Annotated in this window: 20 protein-coding genes and 5 tRNA genes; 8 read left to right on the forward strand and 17 right to left on the reverse strand. The window is 59.8% G+C overall.

Annotated features, from left to right (window positions below):
* Positions 1 to 42: 42 nt before the first annotated feature.
* Both leuD and leuC read right to left on the reverse strand, forming a co-directional pair.
* A complete protein-coding gene (gene leuD / locus HMPREF2562_RS03995; RefSeq protein ID WP_049189541.1) occupies positions 43 to 633 on the reverse strand; it encodes a 3-isopropylmalate dehydratase small subunit in 591 nt (196 codons plus the stop codon).
* Between the two features lie 62 nt (positions 634 to 695).
* On the reverse strand, positions 696 to 2,123 hold the full coding sequence (gene leuC, locus HMPREF2562_RS04000; RefSeq protein ID WP_049171584.1) for a 3-isopropylmalate dehydratase large subunit: 1,428 nt from the start codon (positions 2,121 to 2,123) through the stop codon (positions 696 to 698).
* A 65-nt stretch (positions 2,124 to 2,188) separates the two neighbouring features.
* Here leuC and HMPREF2562_RS04005 point away from each other — a divergent pair, with 65 nt between their 5' ends.
* Both HMPREF2562_RS04005 and HMPREF2562_RS04010 read left to right on the forward strand, forming a co-directional pair.
* Positions 2,189 to 2,914 carry an IclR family transcriptional regulator gene (locus tag HMPREF2562_RS04005; RefSeq protein WP_049171587.1) on the forward strand — a complete coding sequence of 242 codons (726 nt, stop codon included), beginning with the start codon at positions 2,189 to 2,191 and terminating at the stop codon, positions 2,912 to 2,914.
* Positions 2,914 to 4,104, forward strand: coding sequence for an MFS transporter (locus tag HMPREF2562_RS04010; protein WP_049189543.1), 1,191 nt, complete (start codon positions 2,914 to 2,916; stop codon positions 4,102 to 4,104). Before HMPREF2562_RS04005 ends, HMPREF2562_RS04010 begins: the two co-directional genes overlap by 1 nt.
* Here the strand turns inward: HMPREF2562_RS04010 and HMPREF2562_RS04015 are convergent, their stop codons facing one another.
* Entirely contained in the window at positions 4,105 to 5,028 is a 924-nt protein-coding gene (locus HMPREF2562_RS04015) for a TDT family transporter (protein ID WP_065421654.1), read from the reverse strand.
* A 69-nt stretch (positions 5,029 to 5,097) separates the two neighbouring features.
* On the opposite strand from HMPREF2562_RS04015, the gene HMPREF2562_RS04020 reads away from it, so the two are divergent.
* Together HMPREF2562_RS04020 and HMPREF2562_RS04025 are read left to right on the forward strand one after the other, a co-directional pair.
* A complete protein-coding gene (locus tag HMPREF2562_RS04020) occupies positions 5,098 to 6,000 on the forward strand; it encodes a LysR family transcriptional regulator (protein ID WP_070549653.1) in 903 nt (300 codons plus the stop codon).
* Positions 5,984 to 6,409 (forward strand): carboxymuconolactone decarboxylase family protein, encoded by a 426-nt coding sequence (locus tag HMPREF2562_RS04025; RefSeq protein WP_070549654.1) that lies wholly within the window; start codon positions 5,984 to 5,986, stop codon positions 6,407 to 6,409. Before HMPREF2562_RS04020 ends, HMPREF2562_RS04025 begins: the two co-directional genes overlap by 17 nt.
* Here HMPREF2562_RS04025 and HMPREF2562_RS04030 read toward each other — a convergent pair.
* The 9 genes from HMPREF2562_RS04030 to HMPREF2562_RS04070 all read right to left on the reverse strand — a co-directional run bounded on the left by HMPREF2562_RS04030 (position 6,403) and on the right by HMPREF2562_RS04070 (position 10,851).
* Positions 6,403 to 7,512: an acyltransferase family protein gene (locus HMPREF2562_RS04030; RefSeq protein WP_070549655.1), complete on the reverse strand. Its 1,110-nt coding sequence runs from the start codon at positions 7,510 to 7,512 to the stop codon at positions 6,403 to 6,405. The two genes, HMPREF2562_RS04025 and HMPREF2562_RS04030, sit on opposite strands and share 7 nt — an antisense overlap.
* 70 nt (positions 7,513 to 7,582) lie before the next feature.
* Entirely contained in the window at positions 7,583 to 8,539 is a 957-nt protein-coding gene (locus tag HMPREF2562_RS04035; protein WP_070549656.1) for a lactate/malate family dehydrogenase, read from the reverse strand.
* A gap of 110 nt (positions 8,540 to 8,649) precedes the next feature.
* A tRNA-Glu gene (locus tag HMPREF2562_RS04040) sits at positions 8,650 to 8,722 on the reverse strand.
* Positions 8,723 to 8,805: 83 nt separating this feature from the next.
* Positions 8,806 to 9,591 carry a TatD family hydrolase gene (locus tag HMPREF2562_RS04045; protein ID WP_241482131.1) on the reverse strand — a complete coding sequence of 262 codons (786 nt, stop codon included), beginning with the start codon at positions 9,589 to 9,591 and terminating at the stop codon, positions 8,806 to 8,808.
* Positions 9,588 to 10,367: a tRNA threonylcarbamoyladenosine dehydratase gene (locus HMPREF2562_RS04050; protein ID WP_070549657.1), complete on the reverse strand. Its 780-nt coding sequence runs from the start codon at positions 10,365 to 10,367 to the stop codon at positions 9,588 to 9,590. Before HMPREF2562_RS04050 ends, HMPREF2562_RS04045 begins: the two co-directional genes overlap by 4 nt.
* A gap of 76 nt (positions 10,368 to 10,443) precedes the next feature.
* Positions 10,444 to 10,516 (reverse strand) — tRNA-Glu (locus tag HMPREF2562_RS04055).
* A gap of 49 nt (positions 10,517 to 10,565) precedes the next feature.
* Positions 10,566 to 10,637: transfer RNA gene (locus HMPREF2562_RS04060), tRNA-Gln, on the reverse strand.
* Positions 10,638 to 10,667: 30 nt separating this feature from the next.
* Positions 10,668 to 10,740, reverse strand: a tRNA-Glu gene (locus tag HMPREF2562_RS04065).
* A gap of 39 nt (positions 10,741 to 10,779) precedes the next feature.
* Positions 10,780 to 10,851: transfer RNA gene (locus tag HMPREF2562_RS04070), tRNA-Gln, on the reverse strand.
* Between the two features lie 255 nt (positions 10,852 to 11,106).
* Between HMPREF2562_RS04070 and HMPREF2562_RS04075 the strand changes: the two genes are divergently transcribed.
* On the forward strand, positions 11,107 to 12,516 hold the full coding sequence (locus HMPREF2562_RS04075) for a hypothetical protein (RefSeq protein WP_246819322.1): 1,410 nt from the start codon (positions 11,107 to 11,109) through the stop codon (positions 12,514 to 12,516).
* Here HMPREF2562_RS04075 and gltX read toward each other — a convergent pair.
* Both gltX and HMPREF2562_RS04085 read right to left on the reverse strand, forming a co-directional pair.
* Positions 12,500 to 13,987: a glutamate--tRNA ligase gene (gene gltX, locus HMPREF2562_RS04080; RefSeq protein WP_070549658.1), complete on the reverse strand. Its 1,488-nt coding sequence runs from the start codon at positions 13,985 to 13,987 to the stop codon at positions 12,500 to 12,502. The genes HMPREF2562_RS04075 and gltX overlap by 17 nt on opposite strands.
* A gap of 57 nt (positions 13,988 to 14,044) precedes the next feature.
* A complete protein-coding gene (locus tag HMPREF2562_RS04085; RefSeq protein ID WP_070549659.1) occupies positions 14,045 to 14,758 on the reverse strand; it encodes a TIM barrel protein in 714 nt (237 codons plus the stop codon).
* Between HMPREF2562_RS04085 and HMPREF2562_RS04090 the strand changes: the two genes are divergently transcribed.
* Positions 14,757 to 15,479 carry an SDR family oxidoreductase gene (locus HMPREF2562_RS04090; RefSeq protein ID WP_070549660.1) on the forward strand — a complete coding sequence of 241 codons (723 nt, stop codon included), beginning with the start codon at positions 14,757 to 14,759 and terminating at the stop codon, positions 15,477 to 15,479. The genes HMPREF2562_RS04085 and HMPREF2562_RS04090 overlap by 2 nt on opposite strands.
* Before the next feature lie 56 nt (positions 15,480 to 15,535).
* Positions 15,536 to 16,768, forward strand: a complete 1,233-nt coding sequence (locus tag HMPREF2562_RS04095) for an isochorismate synthase (protein WP_070549661.1) — start codon at positions 15,536 to 15,538, stop codon at positions 16,766 to 16,768.
* 40 nt (positions 16,769 to 16,808) lie between these two features.
* On the opposite strand, the gene HMPREF2562_RS04100 is transcribed toward HMPREF2562_RS04095, so the two are convergent.
* From HMPREF2562_RS04100 to HMPREF2562_RS04110, 3 genes are all read right to left on the reverse strand, one after another.
* A complete protein-coding gene (locus tag HMPREF2562_RS04100) occupies positions 16,809 to 17,597 on the reverse strand; it encodes a fumarylacetoacetate hydrolase family protein (RefSeq protein ID WP_049172137.1) in 789 nt (262 codons plus the stop codon).
* Positions 17,598 to 17,662: 65 nt separating this feature from the next.
* The gene (locus tag HMPREF2562_RS04105) at positions 17,663 to 18,250 is read right to left on the reverse strand and encodes a 3'-5' exonuclease (protein WP_048735364.1); all 588 of its coding nucleotides are present in this window, start codon (positions 18,248 to 18,250) and stop codon (positions 17,663 to 17,665) included.
* A 7-nt stretch (positions 18,251 to 18,257) separates the two neighbouring features.
* Complete coding sequence (locus HMPREF2562_RS04110) at positions 18,258 to 20,132, reverse strand: DUF294 nucleotidyltransferase-like domain-containing protein (RefSeq protein ID WP_070549662.1); 1,875 nt, start codon at positions 20,130 to 20,132, stop codon at positions 18,258 to 18,260.
* Positions 20,133 to 20,193: 61 nt separating this feature from the next.
* Between HMPREF2562_RS04110 and HMPREF2562_RS04115 the strand changes: the two genes are divergently transcribed.
* Positions 20,194 to 20,847 carry a mycothiol transferase gene (locus HMPREF2562_RS04115; RefSeq protein ID WP_070549663.1) on the forward strand — a complete coding sequence of 218 codons (654 nt, stop codon included), beginning with the start codon at positions 20,194 to 20,196 and terminating at the stop codon, positions 20,845 to 20,847.
* Positions 20,848 to 20,863 lie beyond the last annotated feature (16 nt).

The raw sequence follows: 20,863 nt of genomic DNA on the forward strand, positions 1-20,863 counted from the left end.
AGTCTAACGCCTACCGCGGATTGGACTAGAGCATTTTTTGACCTACAGCGTCTTAGGCTTGTGGGCCGGACGACTCTCCTCGTAGGCCACAATGTCCGCTTCGTTGCGCAGGGTCAGGGAGACGTCGTCAAGCCCTTCCATCAGACGCCAGCGGGTGTAGTCGTCGACCTCGAACGGGAAGACCTGCTCACCGGCCTCGACGGTGCGGGTCTCCAGGTTGACGGTGAGCTCCATGCCCGGGTTAGCTTCCAGCAGCTTCCACAGCAGCTCGACATCGGACTGCTGCATCTGTGCGGCGAGCAGCCCCGCCTTGCCGGCATTGCCACGGAAGATATCGGCGAAGCGGGAGGAGATGACGACGCGGAAACCGTAGTCCATCAGGGCCCACACGGCGTGCTCGCGGGAAGAACCGGTACCGAAGTCCGGCCCTGCTACGAGGACGGAGCCCTTTGCGTATTCCGGACGGTTGAGCACGAAGTCGGACTCGTTGTTGCGCCAGTTGCTGAACAGGCCATCCTCGAATCCGGTGCGGGTGACGCGCTTTAGGTAGACGGCCGGGATGATCTGGTCGGTGTCGACGTTGGATCGCTGCAGGGGAACGCCGACGCCGGTGTGAGTATCAAACTTTTCCATGGTGAAAGGTCCTTAGAAGTTCTGCTTGGGTCTGTTGTACAAAGATCGGCGGTTAGAGTCAGTTAGAGATCAGCCGGTGCTGCGAAGTGACCGGCGACGGCAGTGGCTGCGGCGACAGCCGGGCTGACCAGGTGGGTACGACCACCCTTGCCCTGACGGCCCTCGAAGTTGCGGTTGGAGGTCGAAGCGCAACGCTGGCCCGGGGTCAGCTGATCCGGGTTCATGCCCAGGCACATGGAGCAGCCCGGCATACGCCATTCGGCGCCTGCCTCTTCGAAGATCTTGCCCAGTCCCTCTTCCTCAGCCTGCGCACGGACCTTTGCGGAGCCCGGCACGATGAGCATCTGGACGCCGTCGGCAACCTTGCGGTCCTTCAGCACGTCGGCGACGGCGCGCATGTCCTCGATGCGGCCGTTGGTGCAGGAACCTACGAAGACCACGTCGACCTTGACGTCGCGCATCGGGGTGCCCGGCTTCAGATCCATGTACTCCAGTGCGCGTTCGGCCGCGATGCGGTCGGAGTCCTCAGCGATGAACTCCGGATCTGGCACGGTCTCCCCCAGCGGCACGCCCTGGCCAGGGTTAGTACCCCAGGTAACGAATGGGGTCAGCGCGGAACCGTCGATTTCGACGACCTTGTCGAACTTCGCGTCCTCGTCAGTAACCAGGGACTTCCAGTATTCGACTGCCTCGTCCCACTGCTCGCCCTGCGGCGCGTGCGGGCGGTCCTTCAGGTATTCGAAGGTGGTCTCGTCCGGAGCAATCATGCCGGCACGGGCACCGGCTTCGATGGACATGTTGCAAATGGTCATGCGGGCTTCCATCGACAGCTTCTCGATGGCCTCGCCGCGGTACTCAATAACGTGGCCCTGACCACCGCCGGTGCCAATCTTGGCGATAATCGCCAGAATCAAATCCTTGGCGGTAACACCATCCTGCAGTTCGCCGGTGACGTTGACCGCCATGGTCTTGAAAGGCTTCAGCGGCAGGGTCTGGGTAGCCAGAACGTGCTCAACCTCCGAGGTACCGATACCGAAGGCCATAGCACCGAAAGCACCGTGGGTTGCGGTATGCGAGTCACCACAGACGACGGTGGTGCCCGGCTGAGTCAGGCCCAGCTGTGGGCCGACGACGTGCACGATACCCTGTTCGCGGTCGCCCATCGGATGCAGGCGGATACCGAACTCCTCGGCGTTCTTGCGCAGTGTGGCAATCTGGGTACGAGAGGTCGGTTCCTCAATCAGATTGATTTTGCCGCCGGCGACAGTAGTCGGAACGTTGTGGTCCTCGGTTGCGATGGTCAAATCCGGGCGGCGCACCTTGCGCCCTGCCAGACGGAGGCCATCAAAAGCCTGTGGCGAGGTAACCTCGTGGACGAGGTGCAGATCGATATAAATCAAATCTGGTTCGCCGTTGTCGCCTTGCTTGACTACGTGGTCACGCCAGACTTTCTCGGCCAGAGTCTTCGGGCTGGTGTCCGTGGTGCGCATAGTGGGTGAGCCGCCTTCCGGATATATCTCTTTTATCTCAAGGAATGAGATGTTAATATCATGGCATGGGACAGATTAGCACATCCGAGACGCCAGCTCTAAGTGGCATTAAGGTTCTCGACCGTTCGGTACTCATTCTCAAGTCTGTTGCAGAAACTCCACGCACCCTCGCCGAGCTCTGTGACGACACCGGCCTGCCCCGCGCCACCGCCCATCGGCTGGCCACGGCGTTGGAAGTACACCGCCTTGTCACCCGCACTCCGGACGGCCGCTGGACGACGGGCCCCGGCCTCACCGAGATCACGCCTGTCACAACCGACCTGCTTGCCGACGCCGCAGCGCACATCCTGCCGAAGCTAGTAGAGGTAACCGGAGAGTCCGTGCAGCTCTACCGTCTCACCGGCGATACCCGCACCTGTATTGCCTCCATGGAGCCCGCCACCGGACTGCGCAACACCGTGCCAGTTGGCTCTCGCATGCCGCTAACCGCCGGCTCCGCCGCACGTGTTCTCCTGGCCTTTGGCCCGGCCAACCTCGCTGAGCGAATGCTTCCCGACGCCGACTTCAACCAACAGGACCTCGACGACTGCCGACGTCTCGGCTGGTCCGAGTCCATGGGTGAGCGCGACCCCGCACTTGCCTCCGTCTCCGCCCCGGTTTTCGACAGCAACCAGCGCATGATTGCAGTCCTATCCGTCTCCGGCCCCGTGGAGCGCATGACTCCGTCGCCCTACGAATGCTGGGGCGCAAAGGTTCTCGGCGCCGCTGAAGAGATGAGCTCCCGACTGTAATGCCCGCTTACCGTCACCTTGTCCTTCTTCTGTCCATGTTCGCGGCGGTCGGTTCGTCCGTCGTTCACATGGGTGTGCCTTTTCTCATCCCATCCCTACAGGAAAACGGCTTAAGCCTCTCCGCCGCCGGCCTCGTCGCAGCAATGCCGGCGGCCGGTATTGTCTTCACGCTCATCGCCTGGGGCTGGTTTGTCGACCGCTATGGCGAACGCGCAGCTCTGTTCGCCGGCCTGACCTCTACTGCCTTAACGACGGGGCTTGCGGCGCTAGCTTCGTCGTCAAGCCCGGCTCTGCTCGGGGCCACGCTCTTTCTCGCCGGGTGTGCGGCGGCGAGCGTGAATTCGGCATCCGGCCGCGTGGTGTCGGGCTGGTACCCACCGCATCAGCGCGGCACTGCGATGGGCATTCGCCAAATGGCTCAGCCCCTCGGCGCTGCACTATCAGCGGTAACCCTGCACCCTCTCGCGCAGAATTACAGCATCGGAGTCGCACTCGCGATGCCCGCAATCCTGTGCGCCGTGCTGGCGTTGCTTGTACTGATAGGCGTGAAGAATCCCCCTCGCCCTGATGCCTCGAACCCCACCGTCACGGCCAGCCCCTACCGGGACGGCAAGTACCTCGTGCGCATCCACATCGCCTCGGCGCTGCTGTCCTGGCCGCAGTCGATGATGGGTGCCTACATTCTGGTGTGGTTGCTGTCTGTGGGGTACTCCGATGGCACGGCGGGCACAATTGTGATGGTCTCGCAGCTGCTCGGTGCCGGATCGCGAGCACTGATGGGTGTGGTCTCTGACCGAGTGCGATCTCGCATCCGCCCCTACCGCTGGGTCTCGGGTGCGACCTTTGTTTTGGCTGTCGCAATGATGATTGCCAGCTGGGCTGATTGGCGCACGCTTGGAACTTTGCTGGTCTGCGCACTGGCCGTTGCTGTGGTCAGCCCGAATGGACTCGCCTTCACCGCAGTTGCTGAATACGCAGGCCCCTTCTGGTCCGGACGCGCTATGGGTACGCAGAACACGTTCCAGAACATTATCTACGCTGCAACGCCTCCGGTTTCGGGTGCGATTGTGGCCGCTGCGGGCTTCCCCGCGCTGTTTGCCGTCACGGCTCTGTTCCCCGCCGCCGCGCTGGGTATTGCGCCACGAGAAGACCAGAACCGCAACGGGCGGGTGCGGGTCGAGCTTGACTAGCTAGCTCCGCGCCCACCAAACAAATCGAGCCACGCACGCGCACCAGTGCACAGCCAGCAAACACAGCAGCCCAGCGCTGGCCACGTATAGCCACTGCACGCCGGTAATGTCACCCAGGCTGTGCGTACCAAGACTCAGAGTGCCCACGGGGAAGGTTGCACCCCACCAACCAGGGCTGTATCCGGCCCAACTGATTACGGCGCGGGTGAATCGTCGTAAAGCGATGGCGGCGAGGAAGACACCGACAATGAGCACAGCGGTGCCGTAAGCGACAGCGGAGGTTCGGTTGAAAAGCAGCTGCGCAGCGGCCGTGGACTGACCGACCAGCCCGAGCGGAATCCAGGCAGTACCGGCGATGGAATCGGGGATGCGCATGGCGCCAGAGAACAGCGCGACGTAGCAGCGTACGAAAACCGGCAGAACCGTAATCAGCGCCATCCAAAAGAGTATTTGTGCGCAGACGTGATAGAACGTGCCGTAGTCAACGCTCAGCTGTGCGCCACTTGTCGCCGCCACCATCGGGGCGACTAGCGCGAGGCCCCACTGAAAAGTTGGTTCGCCTTCGAATCCTCGCAGTTGGCGAAGGCTGACGTAGATTGCCAGCGGCGCACCGATCCACCAGGACATCAGCTGCCACGATGAGTTACTAGCTAGCGCAGTCGCAGCACTACCGAGAGCCATGATGCCCATCGAGAGCATGCCCCACGGCGCCATCAGCTTCGAGTGGAAAGGCGGGTTTCGAAGGCGCAGCCAACCGACCACTATGAAACCGAGAATGCCACCTGCCACGACGAGAAGCAGTTCCGGAACCACCGGCACATCATGAATGTGCGTAAGCGTGGCGAAGATGGAGGTGCCCATCAGCGATCCTGCCCACGCAGGCCCGGCGGGCGCAAGCACATCACTGCAAGGAGAGTTGGTCATGCCCATACCGTATTTGTTCTTGCTGCAGTCACCGCTATCACGAAACTCTGTGAGGGGTACCATTGACGCATGTACCCCTCCGCTGTGGCCGAACTCGAAGCACTTTTCACCGTCGCCCGTGCGGGGTCGATCTCGAAGGCCGCGCGTGAGCTAGGCATCAATCAGCAGACCATGTCCGCACGCATCGCGCGGGCGGAAAAAGCGCTGGGAATCACCGTCTTCGAACGCTCCCCCTACGGCGTATCTCCCACGGAAAACGGGCAAGTGCTTATCGACGCACTCCCAGACCTCCTCGCCGCCTGCCACAGGTTTTCGGGCATTGCCGCCAGCTTGCGTTCCGACGATGTTCCCCGCCACCTCACCCTTGCGGTGTCCAATACTGTCGCTGAGCTCTACTACCCCGGCTGGGCCGCAGAGTTCCACCGGCAACATCCCGCAGTCAAACTGTCAATGGTGCAGGCAAACTCCCGTGAGGTGCGGCAACTAGTGGCCAACAGTGCGGTGGACTTCGGCCTGGTAGAGGGCGAGGCTGGTCGACACGACCTCGAAGAACGGATCATCGGCACCGATGAGCTGGTCCTCGCTGTGCCGACGGGGCATCCGTGGACTGAGCGGGCCGAGATATTCATCGAGGAACTGCGCACTACCCCGCTGGTTATTCGCGAACCCGGTTCCGGCAGTAGAAAGGTCGTGGAAGATACACTGGGGAATCTCGCCGAACCCGCGGGAGAATTTGGTTCCCTTTCGGCACAGCGTGCTGGCATGATTGCGCTGGCAGCGCCAACAATCATCGCCCGCGGCGCAATTCGCGATCAGGTAACGCTCGGGCGCATCGTCATCGTCCCCACCCGCACCCGTTTTACTCGCAATCTCAGCGTAGTTATGCGTCGCGGCAGTGAAGCTAGTGGGGACATTTCGGAATTTATCCGCATTGCAAGTCCTATACTTAGCAAGCATGAGCAATCCCAATGATGAACTCTTTTCCTCCGACCGCTACGATGCCGGTATCCAAATCCGCCGCGAGGTAATGGGCGACGAATTCGTCGATGCCGCCCTCTCCCGCAATGCTGGCTCCGACGGAGAGACCCTGCAGAAGCACATCACCGCCACAGTCTGGGGCTCCGTCTGGAGCCGTGAAGGACTGGCCAAGCGTGATCGCTCCCTGCTCAACATTGGAATGCTCGTCGCTCTGCGCGCCACCGAGGAACTGCGCGGCCACATCAAGGGTGCCCTCGCCAACGGCCTGACCCGCACCGAGATCACCGAAGCCATCGTCCACGCTTCCGGTTACTGCGGCGCACCGGCCGCACTGTCCGCGATGAAGGTCGCGCAGGAAGTGCTCGTTGCTGAGCTCGGCCCGCTTGACGACGACGATCAGTAGGCAGCCCATGGGCTCTCAGGCTCTGGTCTCCGCGTTAGTACATCAGTGATGCGGCGCAGCAGCCACGACAGTGGCAGGGCGATGGCAGTGGTGACAATTGCCACTGCCAACATCGAACCCTGGAAGGTCTGATAACCCATCAAGCTCATTACCCAGTCCATGACCAACACGTGAACGAGGAAGAACTCGTAAGAGACTTCTCCCAACCAAATCATGGCTGGATGACGAAGCCACCTTACCTCCGTACCCAGCGCAATCGGAGCCACGAATGCGCCGGCAGACAGACCATACAGCGTGGTCTTCCACAACGCCTGGTCGACATCATCCGGCACCAAGGTTGCTGGCCCCACGTGAGTGGTTGTGGATAGGAAAAACAGGACTAGCGCTATCAGCCAGCTGGCCGCCAAATTGACGCGCCAGCCAACTTTTCGCCCGTAAGCCAGCAGCATTCCGATGGCGAACCAGTCGAAATACGCCATCGGCCACAGCCGTGCCACTACCGGCAGCAGCCCTTCCTGATGCGACAGCACAGTCCAGACCGGGCCAATAAGGCCAAAACCAATAATGATGGCCAACGTTGGACCAGGCCGCAGCCGCCCCTTTGTGATCGTCCAGATGCCAAGCCCCACCAGCGGCAATACCAAGTAGAAGCCGACTTCCACCACCATCGACCACATCTGGCGCAAGCCCGGGTGAATCCAGCCGAATTGGAGCGTCTGGGTAAACGACATCGTGCGCAACCAGCCCTGTAGCCCTCCACCAGATGGTGGTGGCTCGTCTGCAGTGTGAATCAGAAAGGCCGCAGTGACCACAATCCAGTAGGCCGGCAGGACTCTCTTCGCACGGCTGGTGAAATACTTCCGCAAGTCCGGTCGGTTCGCGGGGACGTCGTCAGGCGAACCGAGCCAGCGCCCTGTGAGCAGAACCGCACTGAGCACGAAGAAGATGGTGACGCCAATTTCGAATCGACCGTTGAGGCGCCCCCACCAATCGCCGGTGTAATTGCCCGTCCAAAACGCGGCATGCGTGAGCAGGACGCCGAACGCGCCGATGGCTCGGATGCTGGTCAGCTCCGGAACGTAGGTGGACTTGGCCGAATTCATGCCAATATTTTAGGAGCGCAAAGTACTTCCCCGTGTTATTTCGGCAAAAGTGGAATCTACATAATTTCTTCTACATATTCTCGACGGTGCTCAAAATGTACTGAGCAGATTCACGCAACCGCTCCAGCTCCCAGCTGTTTAGCTGTGGCGGCATACGGCGAATGATTCCACCTCGGCCAATCACCGCAGGCATCGACAGCGAGACATCCGGCAACCCGTATTCACCATCCAAGCGTGTACACACCGGGTGGACGCTGTTTTGATCCAGCATCACCGCACGGGTAATTTCCAAAGCGGAGCGTGCAACACCGGCATTAGTCCAGCCCTTGGCATTGAGAACATCGTAAGCTGCCCCGACCACGGCATCTTGAATTTCTTGCGGTGAAGGCAGCGGCGTGCCATGCCATTTTTCCAGTTCTGCCCACCTCACACCTTGAACATTGAGTGTGGACAAAATTGGGACAGCCGTAAGCCCGTGCTCACCCATCATGTAGCCAGTGACTGACTTCGGGTCGATGCCGAGCTGCTTGGCCACCACCCAGCGCAGTCGAGCCGAGTCCAGCATGGTGCCGGTACCAAAGAGCTTTTCCGCGGGGTAGTCGAACTCGGTATGTGCCAAGTGCACCACCGCATCGAGTGGATTAGTAATAAAGAGGACGATCGCATCGCGCGTATGCTTCACGATTCCCGGCATGACATCGCGAACCACCTCCCCGCTGAGCTTGGCCAATCCGGCACGGTCCGGACGGGAATCCGGGTCGTCCGGGTCCGGGAGAATGGACGCACCAGCAGCGACGATAATCATATCTGCGTCAGCACAATCGCTGTAGTCGCCAGCATGCACATTGACATAGTCCGTGCCGGGAACACCAGTGGACTGGGATTGGTCCAGAGCCTCGCCATGCGCGACGCCTGGTGCTGCGTCAATAGTGGCAATCTCAGCGAACAGCCCGGATTCCATGGCATATGTCAGAACATACGAACCGACGTGACCGAGACCAATACAAACGAGTTTTGAATGTTTCATAGTTTCGATACTAGGACTGTGGAAATCCAGTGCCGCGGTGGAGGGGTGAGCAGCAAGACAAGAGCCTCCACTCGATTACGAGTGAAGGCTCTTGTCTCTATATATCTTTGTACCCCGTACGGGATTTGAACCCGTGTTACCGCCGTGAGAGGGCGGCGTCCTAGGCCGCTAGACGAACGGGGCTTAGAACTTTCATCCGCGCGCTGCGGACTTGTTAAACAATACACTAGACGTGGATAGTAACTGCAAATCACCAGGTCAAAGCACTAAATTCCAAGTGTTTCCGCATTTTCTGCCAATGCGTTTTTAAGCTCCGCTTCATCCATTCTTCGCAAAGTCGCAACTTCGGCGACAGTGTCCCGCAACGCGGCGATGACCTCGGCAGAGACCGCCTCCGCCGCATCACCGCTTCCGGGCTCGCGCGGAAGGTCAGTTTCCAGCAAAAGCCTATCGACGGGCACCTGCGACACATAGGCCCGTCCGCGTTTGGTCCGCAACATGAGCGGATTGACGGAGATGTAGCCACCGGCTCGGATAAGCCTGGTCAGCTCATCGTTGGTGCCACCGAAACGGTGAAAGATGGGCACGAGATTCTGACCGAGCCCTACCCCTTTGCCGGAGTCCAAGCGTGGTTCCAGCAGATCAAGCACCGTATCGGCGCTGCGGACTGTGTGAATGGACAGGATATGCGGCTGGCTCGAAGCTTGGACAGCATCGAGGATGCCGGTGAGGACATGGATTTGAGTCTCGGCGGGAACGTCGTCAAGCCTGCGGGGCGCGAAGTCCAAGCCAATCTCACCGACGAAACGGGTGTGTGGAAGGGCCTCGCGAAATATCTCAAGCTCGCGCTCGTAGTTGCCGTCGATATACCACGGGTGATAGCCGACTGCGGCCATGGGGAGATTTTCGCGCTCTAGCTCGACAAATCCGGAGGGGCGGACTGTCTGCGCGATGATCTCCACGCCTTCCTGCGCAATATCGGCTTTGAAGCACTCGCGCGAAGCCGGTGGCAGGAAATCGTAGTGAAAGTGGGTATCGATGAGCCGCATCATTTTTCCGTTGGTGGCTGGTTTTCGTCGGCCGGACCGCCGATTCGCGGGGCCAGCGGGGTTTCCTCGAACCCGAGCAGACGGCGAATGACCTTTCCGGCCAGCATCTGCCCCATGATTGGCGGTATGTAGCTCATGGTACCGAGGGTTTCCGCTTTGGTGCCGCTGCCCTTGTCCGCAATGCGCACAGGCTCTTCGGATGAGTACAGCACTTCAAGACCGCGAATGCGTCGGCGGATACACACCTGACGGACGACCTTCGCCAGCGGACAGACCTTTGTCTTATTGATTTTTGAGAAGGTCAGCCGAGATGGGTCGAGCTTATTTCCGCCGCCCATAGCGGAAATGAGGTGGATGCGATTTTCCGCGCACCACTGCGCGATCTCAATTTTCCCGGTGACATCGTCGATAGCGTCGATGATGTAATCCGGACGCGGGAACTTCTCGAAGGTCTCTGACAGGTTTTCGCGTGTGAGAAAAATCTGGCGGGCATAGGTCGTACAATCCGGGTTGATATCGGCAACCATCGCCTCCATAACCTCGGCTTTGACCCGACCAATCGTGGAGACAAATGCCAGCGCCTGACGGTTGAGATTGCTCGGCTCCACGACATCGCCGTCAATCAAGATGAGGTTGCCCACGCCACCTCTCGCGAGAGCTTCGGCACAACTCGACCCCACGCCTCCGAGTCCGACAACCATGACGGTAGATTCAGCCAACGTTTCCAGCCCCTCCTCCCCTAGGAGAAGCTTCAGTCGTGCGAAACGTTCACTGGTCATAGTCACCTCTGGTCATAGCGGCCTCGATTCTTAAAAAACAAAAACTCCCCAGCCAACTGACTGGGGAGTAACTTTGTACCCCGTACGGGATTTGAACCCGTGTTACCGCCGTGAGAGGGCGGCGTCCTAGGCCGCTAGACGAACGGGGCTTAGAACTTTGCAGTTAGTGAATACATTCAACAATGAACTTCTTCACTGCTGGCCTACCAGGACTCGAACCTAGAATGACGGTACCAGAAACCGTAGTGTTGCCAATTACACCATAGGCCAATAAAGACTAGCGCTTTCACGCTGTCTTTGTACCCCGTACGGGATTTGAACCCGTGTTACCGCCGTGAGAGGGCGGCGTCCTAGGCCGCTAGACGAACGGGGCTTAGAACTGAATTCAACTCAACTGAGTGAGCGAATTCCGCTGGCCTACCAGGACTCGAACCTAGAATGACGGTACCAGAAACCGTAGTGTTGCCAATTACACCATAGGCCATCGCTGCTGAACGCAACGAGGAATAATATAGCCAATTCGCGCTAACAAGAGCAAATCACCTGGTCAAAGGCTCGTTTAAATTCGCGAGTTCCCCACAGTCCACCTCAGCAGTGCATATAACTAACGCAGTCCCAGATCGAAAGCCCATTCGATCGCAGCTCAAAGCCGATCCGCCCTTCAGGAGACACTTCGTGGTGAAGCGGCTGGCAAACAGCCGACACACACCAAAAAAACCAGACCTGAAAGGCAGGCACCATGACTTCCCCAACAACGACGGCAACAACCGCCCCCATCACGCTCGAGCTGGAGTTCTCCGACATCACGGAGCAAATGAACGGCACCATCGGCCGCGTCATCGGCACTGTCACTATCCGTCAGTTCGCGAAAATCATCTCGGCCCTCAACCTCGATGCCAACCCACGCGTGTCCCGCACCGGCCGCATCACCGATGCCATCATGGAAACCATCGACACCACGCCGGAGCTCTTCGCCTACAAGTCCAAGGGTGTGCTCCTGGCCTCCACTCAGTTCACCAGTGAAGACAATCTCTACCGCTTCACCTTCAGCAACCGTCGCATCGAAGGCATCCTCGACGGCGGCCACAACTCGCTGGCTATTGCGCTGTTCGTCCTGGGCAAGCTCACTCCACCGCCTAGCCGCAAAATCAAGACGTGGTCCGAAATGAAGGAGGTCTGGATGGAGCGCTCCGAGGAAATCGAGGAATTGCTTGCCGACGAAAGCCTCACCGAGCTCGATGCCAAGGTTCCGGTAGAGGTACTCGTTCCCGGTGCTCGGGACGAGGACACTGTGCAGGACTTCTCCGATGCTCTGCTCGATATCTGTGCCGCCCGCAACAACAATGCGGAGCTCAAGGCGGAAGCAAAGCTCAATCGCGCCGGCTACTTTGACGATCTGAAGCATGCTCTGCCACAGGGAATTAGCGACAACGTGCAGTGGCGCACCAACGATACTGGTCGACTAAAGGTGGGCGATATCATCGCTATGGCGTGGATTCCACTGTCCTGTATTGACCTGCCGAAGGATGCCGACGGCAAGCAGATTGAAGCACCGACCCCTACCAGCCTCTACTCCGGCAAGGCCAAGCTGCTTGACCGCTTCGAGGATGTCATGAGTTCCCCGGAGGTCACTAAGCCCAGCACTGAAAGTATCAATGAGCGCACCGAAGAGGTCGTTCTCTACAACGAGAAGGTCCGCAGTGCCTTGAACCTCACGCGTGACTTCATCGATATTTTCGAGCGCATCAACGCGGAGCTACCCGATCTCTACAACAAGAGTGGCGGCAAATTCGGCGGCATTGATGCTGTTGACAAGGCCAACAAGAAGAATCCGCGGACTGGCAAAACTCCACAGAAGTACTCGAAGTTCTACCGCCAGCCCATCGGCTACGCGATTCCGGACGGGTTCATCTACCCACTCGTGTACGCCTTTGCCGCACTGCTCAAGCGAAACGAGGACGGCACGGTCTACTGGGGAACCGACTGGCACGAGTTCTTCAACAACCACATGGGGTCGCTGGTCAAGGACTACCGCGAAACCTCCATGAACATGCTGAACCGCGACCCGCAGAAGGTGGGCAAGGAAGCGGGTTCTTACACGAACCTGCTTCGCTCAGCCCAGCTCGCACTCTTTACTGAGCAGCAGTAAAAGGAGTGACCTCGAGAGCCTTGCGCAGTCGGCTCAGGCTGCGGCTGCGGCCAAGCAGCTCCATGGACTCGAACAGCGGCGGCGATACCTGAGCACCAGTTACAGCCACGCGCACCGGGCCAAAGGCCTTGCGTGGCTTCAGCTCCAGGTCCTGGATGAGAGCCTTCTGAAGTGCAGCTTCGAGCTTCTCGGTGACGAAGTCCTCTTCGCTGAGCGGCTCCACAGCTGCAATGGTGGCCTCCAGGACAGCGACGGCGTCTTCCTTGAAGTTACGGCGTGCCGAGCGCTCATCGAAGGTGAACTCGTCCTCTTCCACAACCAGGAACTTCGAGAGGTCCCAGGCGTCGGAAAGCGTCTTCACACGAGTCTGCAGCAGCGTTGCCAGGAAAGCGAACTTATCCGCCGGGTAGTCGGACGGGAAGTCAAAGTGGCTTTCCAAATACGTGCGCAGACGCTGTTCGAAGTCCTTCGGATCGAGCATGCGGATGTGGTCGGCGTTGATAGCGTCGGCCTTCTTCTGGTCGAAGCGGGCCGGGTTGGACAGCACATCGTGGATATCGAAGGCCTTAACCATCTCGTCCATGGTGAAGATGTCCTGATCGCCGTCCATAGACCAACCCAGCAGAGCCAGGTAGTTCAACAGACCCTCGCGGATGAAACCGTTATCGCGGTGGATGAAGAGGTTGGACTGTGGGTCGCGCTTGGACAGCTTCTTATTGCCCTCGCCCATAACGAACGGCAGGTGACCGAACTCCGGGGTGAACTTGGCGACACCGATACGCTTCAGCGACTCGTAGAGAGCAATCTGGCGCGGGGTCGATGGCAGCAAATCCTCACCACGCAGGACGTGAGTAATCTCCATCAGAGCGTCATCCACCGGGTTAACCAGGGTGTAGAGCGGTTCACCGTTGGAGCGGGCAATAACGAAGTCCGGAACCAGGCCGGCCTTGAACTCGATACGACCGCGGACGAGGTCCTCGAAGACAATGTCCTCGTCTGGCATGCGCAAGCGAATCACCGGCTTGCGACCCTCTGCACGGAAGGCTTCCTTCTGCTCCTCGGTCAGGTTACGGTCGTAGTTGTCGTAGCCCAGCTTCGGGTCACGGCCGGCTGCCTTGTGGCGCTCCTCAACCTCTTCAGCGGTGGAAAAGGCCTCGTAAGCTTCACCAGCGTCAATGAGGCGCTGCAACACATCGGCGTAGATGTCCTTGCGCTGCGACTGGCGGTACGGGCCGTGCGGGCCGCCGACGTCGATGCCCTCGTCCCAGTCAATACCGAGCCAATTCAGGGCCTCGATGATTGCCTGATAGGACTCTTCGGAGTCGCGAGCGGCATCGGTATCTTCGATGCGGAAGACCAGCTTGCCACCAGTGTGACGGGCATATGCCCAGTTGAACAGGGCGGTGCGGATGAGGCCAACGTGCGGGGTACCGGTTGGCGACGGGCAAAAGCGTACGCGAACATCTGACATGCTTTCCCACGATACCCGCCCTCCCACCTGCAGGCATGCATAGGGTTTTACATAGGGTTACAGAGTCCATTCCCCAGCCACTTCGCCGGCGTATCCAGCGGCGCGCAGCCGCTCAACCCAGCTGCGCAGTGGCGCCTCACCGGTGCCCGGCGCGCCGCGGCCTGGGAAATCGGCAATCTGGACGTGCGCCGGCAGACTCACTCTTCCGGTCTCCACATCAGCGAGCCAAGCATCCACATCGATGCCATTGGCCGCAAAATGGTAAAAGTCCGCGAGCACGCCAGCACCAGTCTGTTGCGCTAACTCCTCGGCCTGCCAGGGATCTGTAATGGGGTAATCGTCCATCCCGGACAGCGGCTCAATCAACGCGCGAACGCCGCTGAGCTCCAGCTGTGCAGTAATCTCGGTCAGCCTTTGCAACTGCAAGTCCGTTAGCTCCCCCGAGCGCCCCAGCAGCACGTTAGAGCATTTCAGCCCCGTGGCTCGCGCGATCTGGCTAACTGCCTCCAGGTGCCCCGTGGGCAGCCCGTCTGTATCGAGCACTCCTCTCTGCCCCGTTGCCATGTCCCCTCCCCACAGGTTCATGGCATAAAGACCAAGGCTGTCGTCAAAGAGGTTACAAAAAGCGGAAACCTCATCGGGTGCGGGCACTGCGAGGTCAAATGGCCACCAGAATTCCACGGCCGCGTAGCCGTCGTCACGCGCGGCGTTGACGGCGTCGTGCGGGGACATGTGTGCGTAGACCGTAGAACAGTTAATAATGGTGCTCATGACCAAAACGGTAGTAGTAACTGGTGGCGGCGCGGGCATTGGTCGCGAAATTGCTCTGACTTTCGCCGCCGATGGCTGGCACGTGCATATCTGCGGCAGGCGTATCGACGCGCTCGAGACTGTTGCCGCCGAAGCGGACAACATCACCTACTCCAGGTGTGACATCACCGACCCAGAGCAGGTCCGTGCGATGTTTGAGAACGCGCAGGTGGCTACGGGAACCATCGATGTTGCGGTGCTCAATGCGGGGCTGCCCGGCACGCCCGCGGAGTTTGGAGAGACCGACATTGAAGACTTCCGGGCGGTCATCGATACGAATGTGGTCGGCTCGTACCTGTGTGCACGCGAGGCTTTTTCGCGGATGAAGGCGGGGTGCGAGAGGAAGACAGGGCAAGCGGGCGGCCGAATCCTGGTCAATTGTTCTATCGCGGCGCAGGTGCCGAGAGCGCACACGGCGGCGTACGCGACGTCGAAAAGCGCGCTTGCCGGAATGACCCACGTGCTTGCCCTCGACGGACGCGAATACGGCATTACGGCAACGCGCATTGATATTGGCAATGCGCAGACTGACCTGTTGGGGACGTTCACAGGCAGCGAGCCGGTGTTCGATGCCAAGCAGGCTGCGGAAACTTTCCTCTACGCCGCGAATCTGCCGGCAGGTGCCGTCATCGATCAGCTTACGATTACCGCTGCGGGTATGCCCTTTTTGGGCAGGGGTTAGCCTGCCCCTTAAACTGGAGCACAACTGGGTTTAGATTGAGGAGGCGGGTTAGGGCTATGTCCATGGAAAACCACCCCTCTCTGGGCGGCGGAAACGAGGAAGAGCAGCAGGAAAAGTCTCACCCGTCGAACGAGCCTGCAGCGACTCCGAAGCGTTCGACGCGCTGGGACACGTCCCGCCCAACCACCGCTCCTGATTTTTTGCTCTCCCGTGCGCACGGCTCCATCCGCACGCAAGGTATTGAAGAGCAGATTTCCGACCCCTGGCTCGCAGCCGAGGGACTGCACTCGGGCATTCACAAAATGGTGGTCGGCGCCCTGCCCTTCGACTTGGACAAGCCCGCCGCCCTGACCGTTCCCCGGGAAGTCATCCGCTCCTCGCAGCCGCTGGAGCCACCCGCGCACTACCGCTGGAACGCACCCAAGCCTCACGCCAGCATCGTCGCTTACGATCCCCCGCTCGATGAGCACGCTGAGCGCATCGCCGCAGCAATCCGCACCATCGAGTACTCGGCGCTGGAAAAGGTCGTGCTCGCGCGCGCTGTGGAACTCGAAATCGATCCCCCGATTGACCCGCTCCTACTCGCATCGCGGCTTATCGACGGATCCCCCAACCGCGATGGCTTTGTCGTGGATCTCTCTCCCGCCGGTTCCGATTATGAGGGCAAGTTGCTCATCGGTTCCTCCCCGGAGATGCTGGTCCGCCGTACGGGTGACATCGTTGAGGCATTTCCCTTGGCCGGGTCGCTGCCGAGATCCCGGAATGAAGAGGTGGACCGGGCGTCGGCTCGTCGTTTAGCGGACTCGCGCAAGAACCTGGATGAACACGCCTTCGTTGTCGATGACATCGCCGACAACCTGGCGCCGCTGTGCAGTTCGCTGGATGTTCCGGACAGCCCCGAGCTGATGAGCACTGCCGAGATGTGGCACTTGGCCACGCATATCCGCGGTCGATTGAAGGATCCGTCGCTGTCCGCGCTGGATTTGGCACTGGTGGTGCACCCAACACCAGCCATTTGTGGCACGCCGACGGAATCCGCCTTCGGCGTCATTCAGGCCGTAGAGACTGACCGCGGCTTCTACTCCGGCGCTGTCGGCTGGTGCGATGAGAATGGCGATGGTGAGTTCGTGGTCTCCATTCGCTGTGCCGAAATCGACACTGAGGGGTCCGTGGCACGACTATGGGCCGGAGGCGGCATTGTGTCGCACTCCGACCCAGAAGAAGAAGTCACGGAGACCAGCGCCAAGATGGGCACTGTACTCCGCGCTTTTGGAGTTAAGGGCGCTTAAGCCAGGGCGCATAGGCCCTAGCAGCTTAAGCCCTGGCAGCTTAAGCCCGCTCCACAGGGTTGGCCAGCTTGCCGATACCCGGGATCTCAATCTCGATGCGGTCACCCGGGAACATCGCAGCGGTACCGGCCGGGGAGCCGGTGCAGATGACATCACCCGGCAGCAGCGTAATCGAGGCAGTGATGAACTCGATAATCTCCGGGATGGACATAATCATCTGGTTGGAGTTGGAATCCTGCTTGGTCTCGGTAACACCCTCGTGAGTCAGGTGCGCCTTGATCGGCAGCTCGTTGTAGTCCAGCTCCGTCTGGATCCACGGACCAAGCGGGCAGAAGGTATCGATGCCCTTTGCGCGCGCCCACTGACCATCGGCAAACTGCAGGTCACGGGAAGAAACATCATTGACGATGGTGTATCCGAAGATCACATCGTGAGCGTTTTCCTTCTTGACGTTCTTGCACGGCTTACCAATAACCAGTGCCAGCTCGCCCTCAAACTCGACGTTGGTGGCGAAATCCGGAATGCGAATCGGCGCTTCCGGGCCAATGACGGCCGTCGGCGGCTTAATGAACATCGTCGGCGGCAGCGATTCTGCCGACTTCTTGAACACCTCGGCGACGTGGTCAGCGTAGTTACGACCAATAGCGATGACCTTCGACGGCAGCATTGGGGCGAGCAGACGTACGTCGGCAAGCGGCCAGGAACGGCCAGTCTTATTCAGCTGACCGAAAGGGTGCCCTTCGATTTCGTGCAAAGTAACTTCACTGCCTTCGCCCTCAACGAGCGCGAAGCACATGCCCTCTGGGTGGGCGATTCGAGCAATACGCATAAAAATAGGGTACACGTCACATTGCGATAATTATGCAACGACCCCCACTCTCTATACTCTGCGCTCTAAACTCCGCGGGATTCCTGCGCAAGCCACACCAGCGCACAGGCCAACGCATCGTTGAACGCGTGATGGGCCTTAAAACGGGGAATGCCGTACTTGTCGCACAGTGACCACAACCGCAGCTCATCACGGACCGGCTCACGGTTGGCCCGCAGAATCGCGTCGTACTCACGTGTCATAGTGTCCGCCACCGGCACATCAAAACGCGCATCGAAGTACTTCCGGCACAACGGATCTAGGAAACCAACTTCCATCCGCGCGTAGTGCGCCAGCAGCTTCCGTCCCCGTAGAGCTTCTAACAGCTTGCCGACGGCCACCTCTGCCTCTACCCCGGTTGCGACCATGTCGTCGGTAAGCCCATGCACCGTCGCCGACTCGCCGACGCTCACCTCCTCGCGCTCTGGGCGAATGAGAAGGTGACCCGACTCTTCCAGCACGATGTCGCGGCCTTCGACGGCAACCCAACCGATGGAAAGCAACTGATCTTTGGAGGGATCCAGACCGGTGGTTTCCACATCGACCGCGAGCCAAGCATTGTCGCGGATAGGTGCGTCCAAGAGTTTCTTGCGGGGTTTGAAAAACTTCAACATTGCGCGCTCACGACATCGCCCGGATGGGATACTTCGCCCCGAGGCTCTGCTGCAACTTGCGGATAACACCAAACGCATCGCGCAGGTGCTCGCGTTCCAGGCTGGAGAGACGCTTCGGGTAGATGTGGTTATTCGGCTGCTCGCCAGCGTTGAACTGGGCCTGCTGGTGATGAAGCTGCACCGTGCACAGGAACTCGAACGCATCCGCCAGATCCTGCGCACCCTGACGGCTCACGCTTCCGGCACCCGCACTCGCCGCCAAGCGTTCACGCGTCGACAGCTGTGGCAGGCCGGCCGCCACAGTAAATAGACGCGCCATCTGCACCACAGCAGCAGTTCCCCCCTTTTTGATGTCCAGGGTCTCTGCGTGATCGCCGCCCTTTTCCAGCACTAGGCCCCGGAAGAAGCCGAGCGGCGGCTCCCGCCAGGCCGAGAGCTTGGCCAAGTGCGCGTGCAGGCGCTGCGACCCCTGGGCCAGCGGTAGGTAGGCCGCGCGCAATTCCTCTACCAGTTGCACATCGCCCGCTACCGCTCGCATGTCGAAGAAGGTCTGTGCATGTAACAGCGCCTCCGCCTCCGGTGCGGTAATCCACCCGTGGAACGTGCGCAGCCACTGCGACTTGGTCATCCTCCACGCAGGATTGCTGGCCATCATGTCCCCTGGACAGAGCGGATAACCGACTCGGTCGAGGTTGGTGCAAATCTCGTCGCTAAGCGCGGCGAAATAGTCAGCATGAGCGTCGGCGTCGTAGTCGTCGGCGAGAACAAGCGCATTGTCCTGATCGGACGCGAGCCCCATCTCCCCGCGCCCATGCGAACCCAGTACCGCAAAGGCGTAGCTGACTGGTGGCGGCCCAAGCTTTTCCTCCGCCAGCGCAACCAGGCGTCGGGTGACAGCATCGGCCACGGCAGTCAGCAGCTTGGCGACCTCCTCCCCCGAATCACCTCGGTCAATAAACCGGCCGACAATCCGCCGCGCGTTCTGAGCAATCTCCGCAATCTCCGAGATATCGCTCTTCCGCGCCAGCGTCGCCGTCGCGTACACGGGATCGGTGTGCAGACTGCGCAGCAGGTCACCAATGACAATCATGCCGACCACTCTCGTCCCGTCGTGCACCGGCAGATGATGGTAACCGCGCTCAGCCATCAGCAGCATGGCCTCAAAAACCAGCAGGTCGGGACTGATGGTTTCCGGGTTCCCGGTCATCACTTCGCTTACAAGCGTCGCCGCGGGCTTCGCCTCTGCCAGCACTCGACGACGGAGGTCACGGTCAGTGATGATGCCGACGAGCGGGCTCTGGTTGGCGCCTGCAGACTCCATTACGAGCAAACTGGAGACATTCCGCTCCGTCATAATCTGCGCCGCCTCTTGTACTGTCGCATCAGCACTGCAGGTCACCAGCGATGTTTCCATCAGATCCGCAACCCGTGTGCGCAATGACTCCGATGCCGCAGTACTCCGCAGCTTCGATGCCACTGCGCGAATGCGCGCGTTCTCACCGCCGTAATAGCGCCGGACCTCTACGAACTGCTCATTGAGCTGGTCAAAAACCTCCTTGGAGATCACTAGGAATACGCAGTCCTCCACTGCCGTCATCGTGTATAGCGAAGGGTCACTGCTCAGCAGCGTCGAATAGCCGAAATGATCTCCCACATCTCGCCTGTCCAACAGCGTGCCAGCTGGGTCAAAGAGATCCACCATGCCGGAGCGAATAATGAAACAGCTGTTGTTATCCGCACCCGCCCGGATAATCTCCGTTCCACGACGGGCATAGCGCATGGTCAAAAGCGGTGGGATAGTCGCGCGCTCTTCATCGTTGAGGTCCGAAAAGGGGCGAGTATGGCTGAGGAAGTCTGCGATTTCCGCAAGCTCGACGGTCATGGGGTCAATTATCCCCTATTTTTGCTCCCAATAGGACTGATTTGCGGGAATACTCGACCTTATGACCAATTCCACACACAGCGCTTCAACAAATTCCGAATGGCCGCTCGACGCCCACATCCTCGGCAGGATGGACAAGCTCGCGGCACTCGTCGCCACGCTTGACGACGACGCCTTCAATGCAACCCTCCCCATCCCAGCCATTAACTCCCTGGCCGTGCTGTTACGACATGTGACCGGATCCGCGAGGTACTGGCTCGAGCGCGTCTGCCTTGGGCGTGATTATGTCCGTGATCGCGATGGGGAGTTTTCTGCTCATTGCAGTGTTTCGGAAGGGCTGGAGATTTACCACCGTGACCGCGCGGCCATTGAATCCGCGCTGGTGGAGTTGCAAGGCGTGGACCGCGCTGGTGCTCCTGCTGTTATTCCTACCGATAAGGACCGTTGGTGGTGCGGCAGCATCGAAGGCGTGATTGTGCATGTCTTCCACGAGGCGGCTCAGCACCTGGGACATGCGGAGATTACGAGGGATGCGCTAGTGGCAGGACTGGGAGGGGATGATTCCGATAACGGCGCAGGAAGCTCATCCCCATACCCCCTTGACACCATCATCGATGTACTTCGCCAGGTCGGACATGCGTCGGACTTCATCGAGCACACCGCCGACGGTAAGACTCACATCACTACCGTCGATGGCAAAACTGTGATTGCCTAGCCCTCTCCCTCCCTAT

Origin of the sequence: Corynebacterium sp. HMSC077G07 (assembly GCF_001809225.1) — a bacterium.
In the GTDB taxonomy this organism is placed as follows: Bacteria; Actinomycetota; Actinomycetes; order Mycobacteriales; family Mycobacteriaceae; genus Corynebacterium; species Corynebacterium jeikeium_D.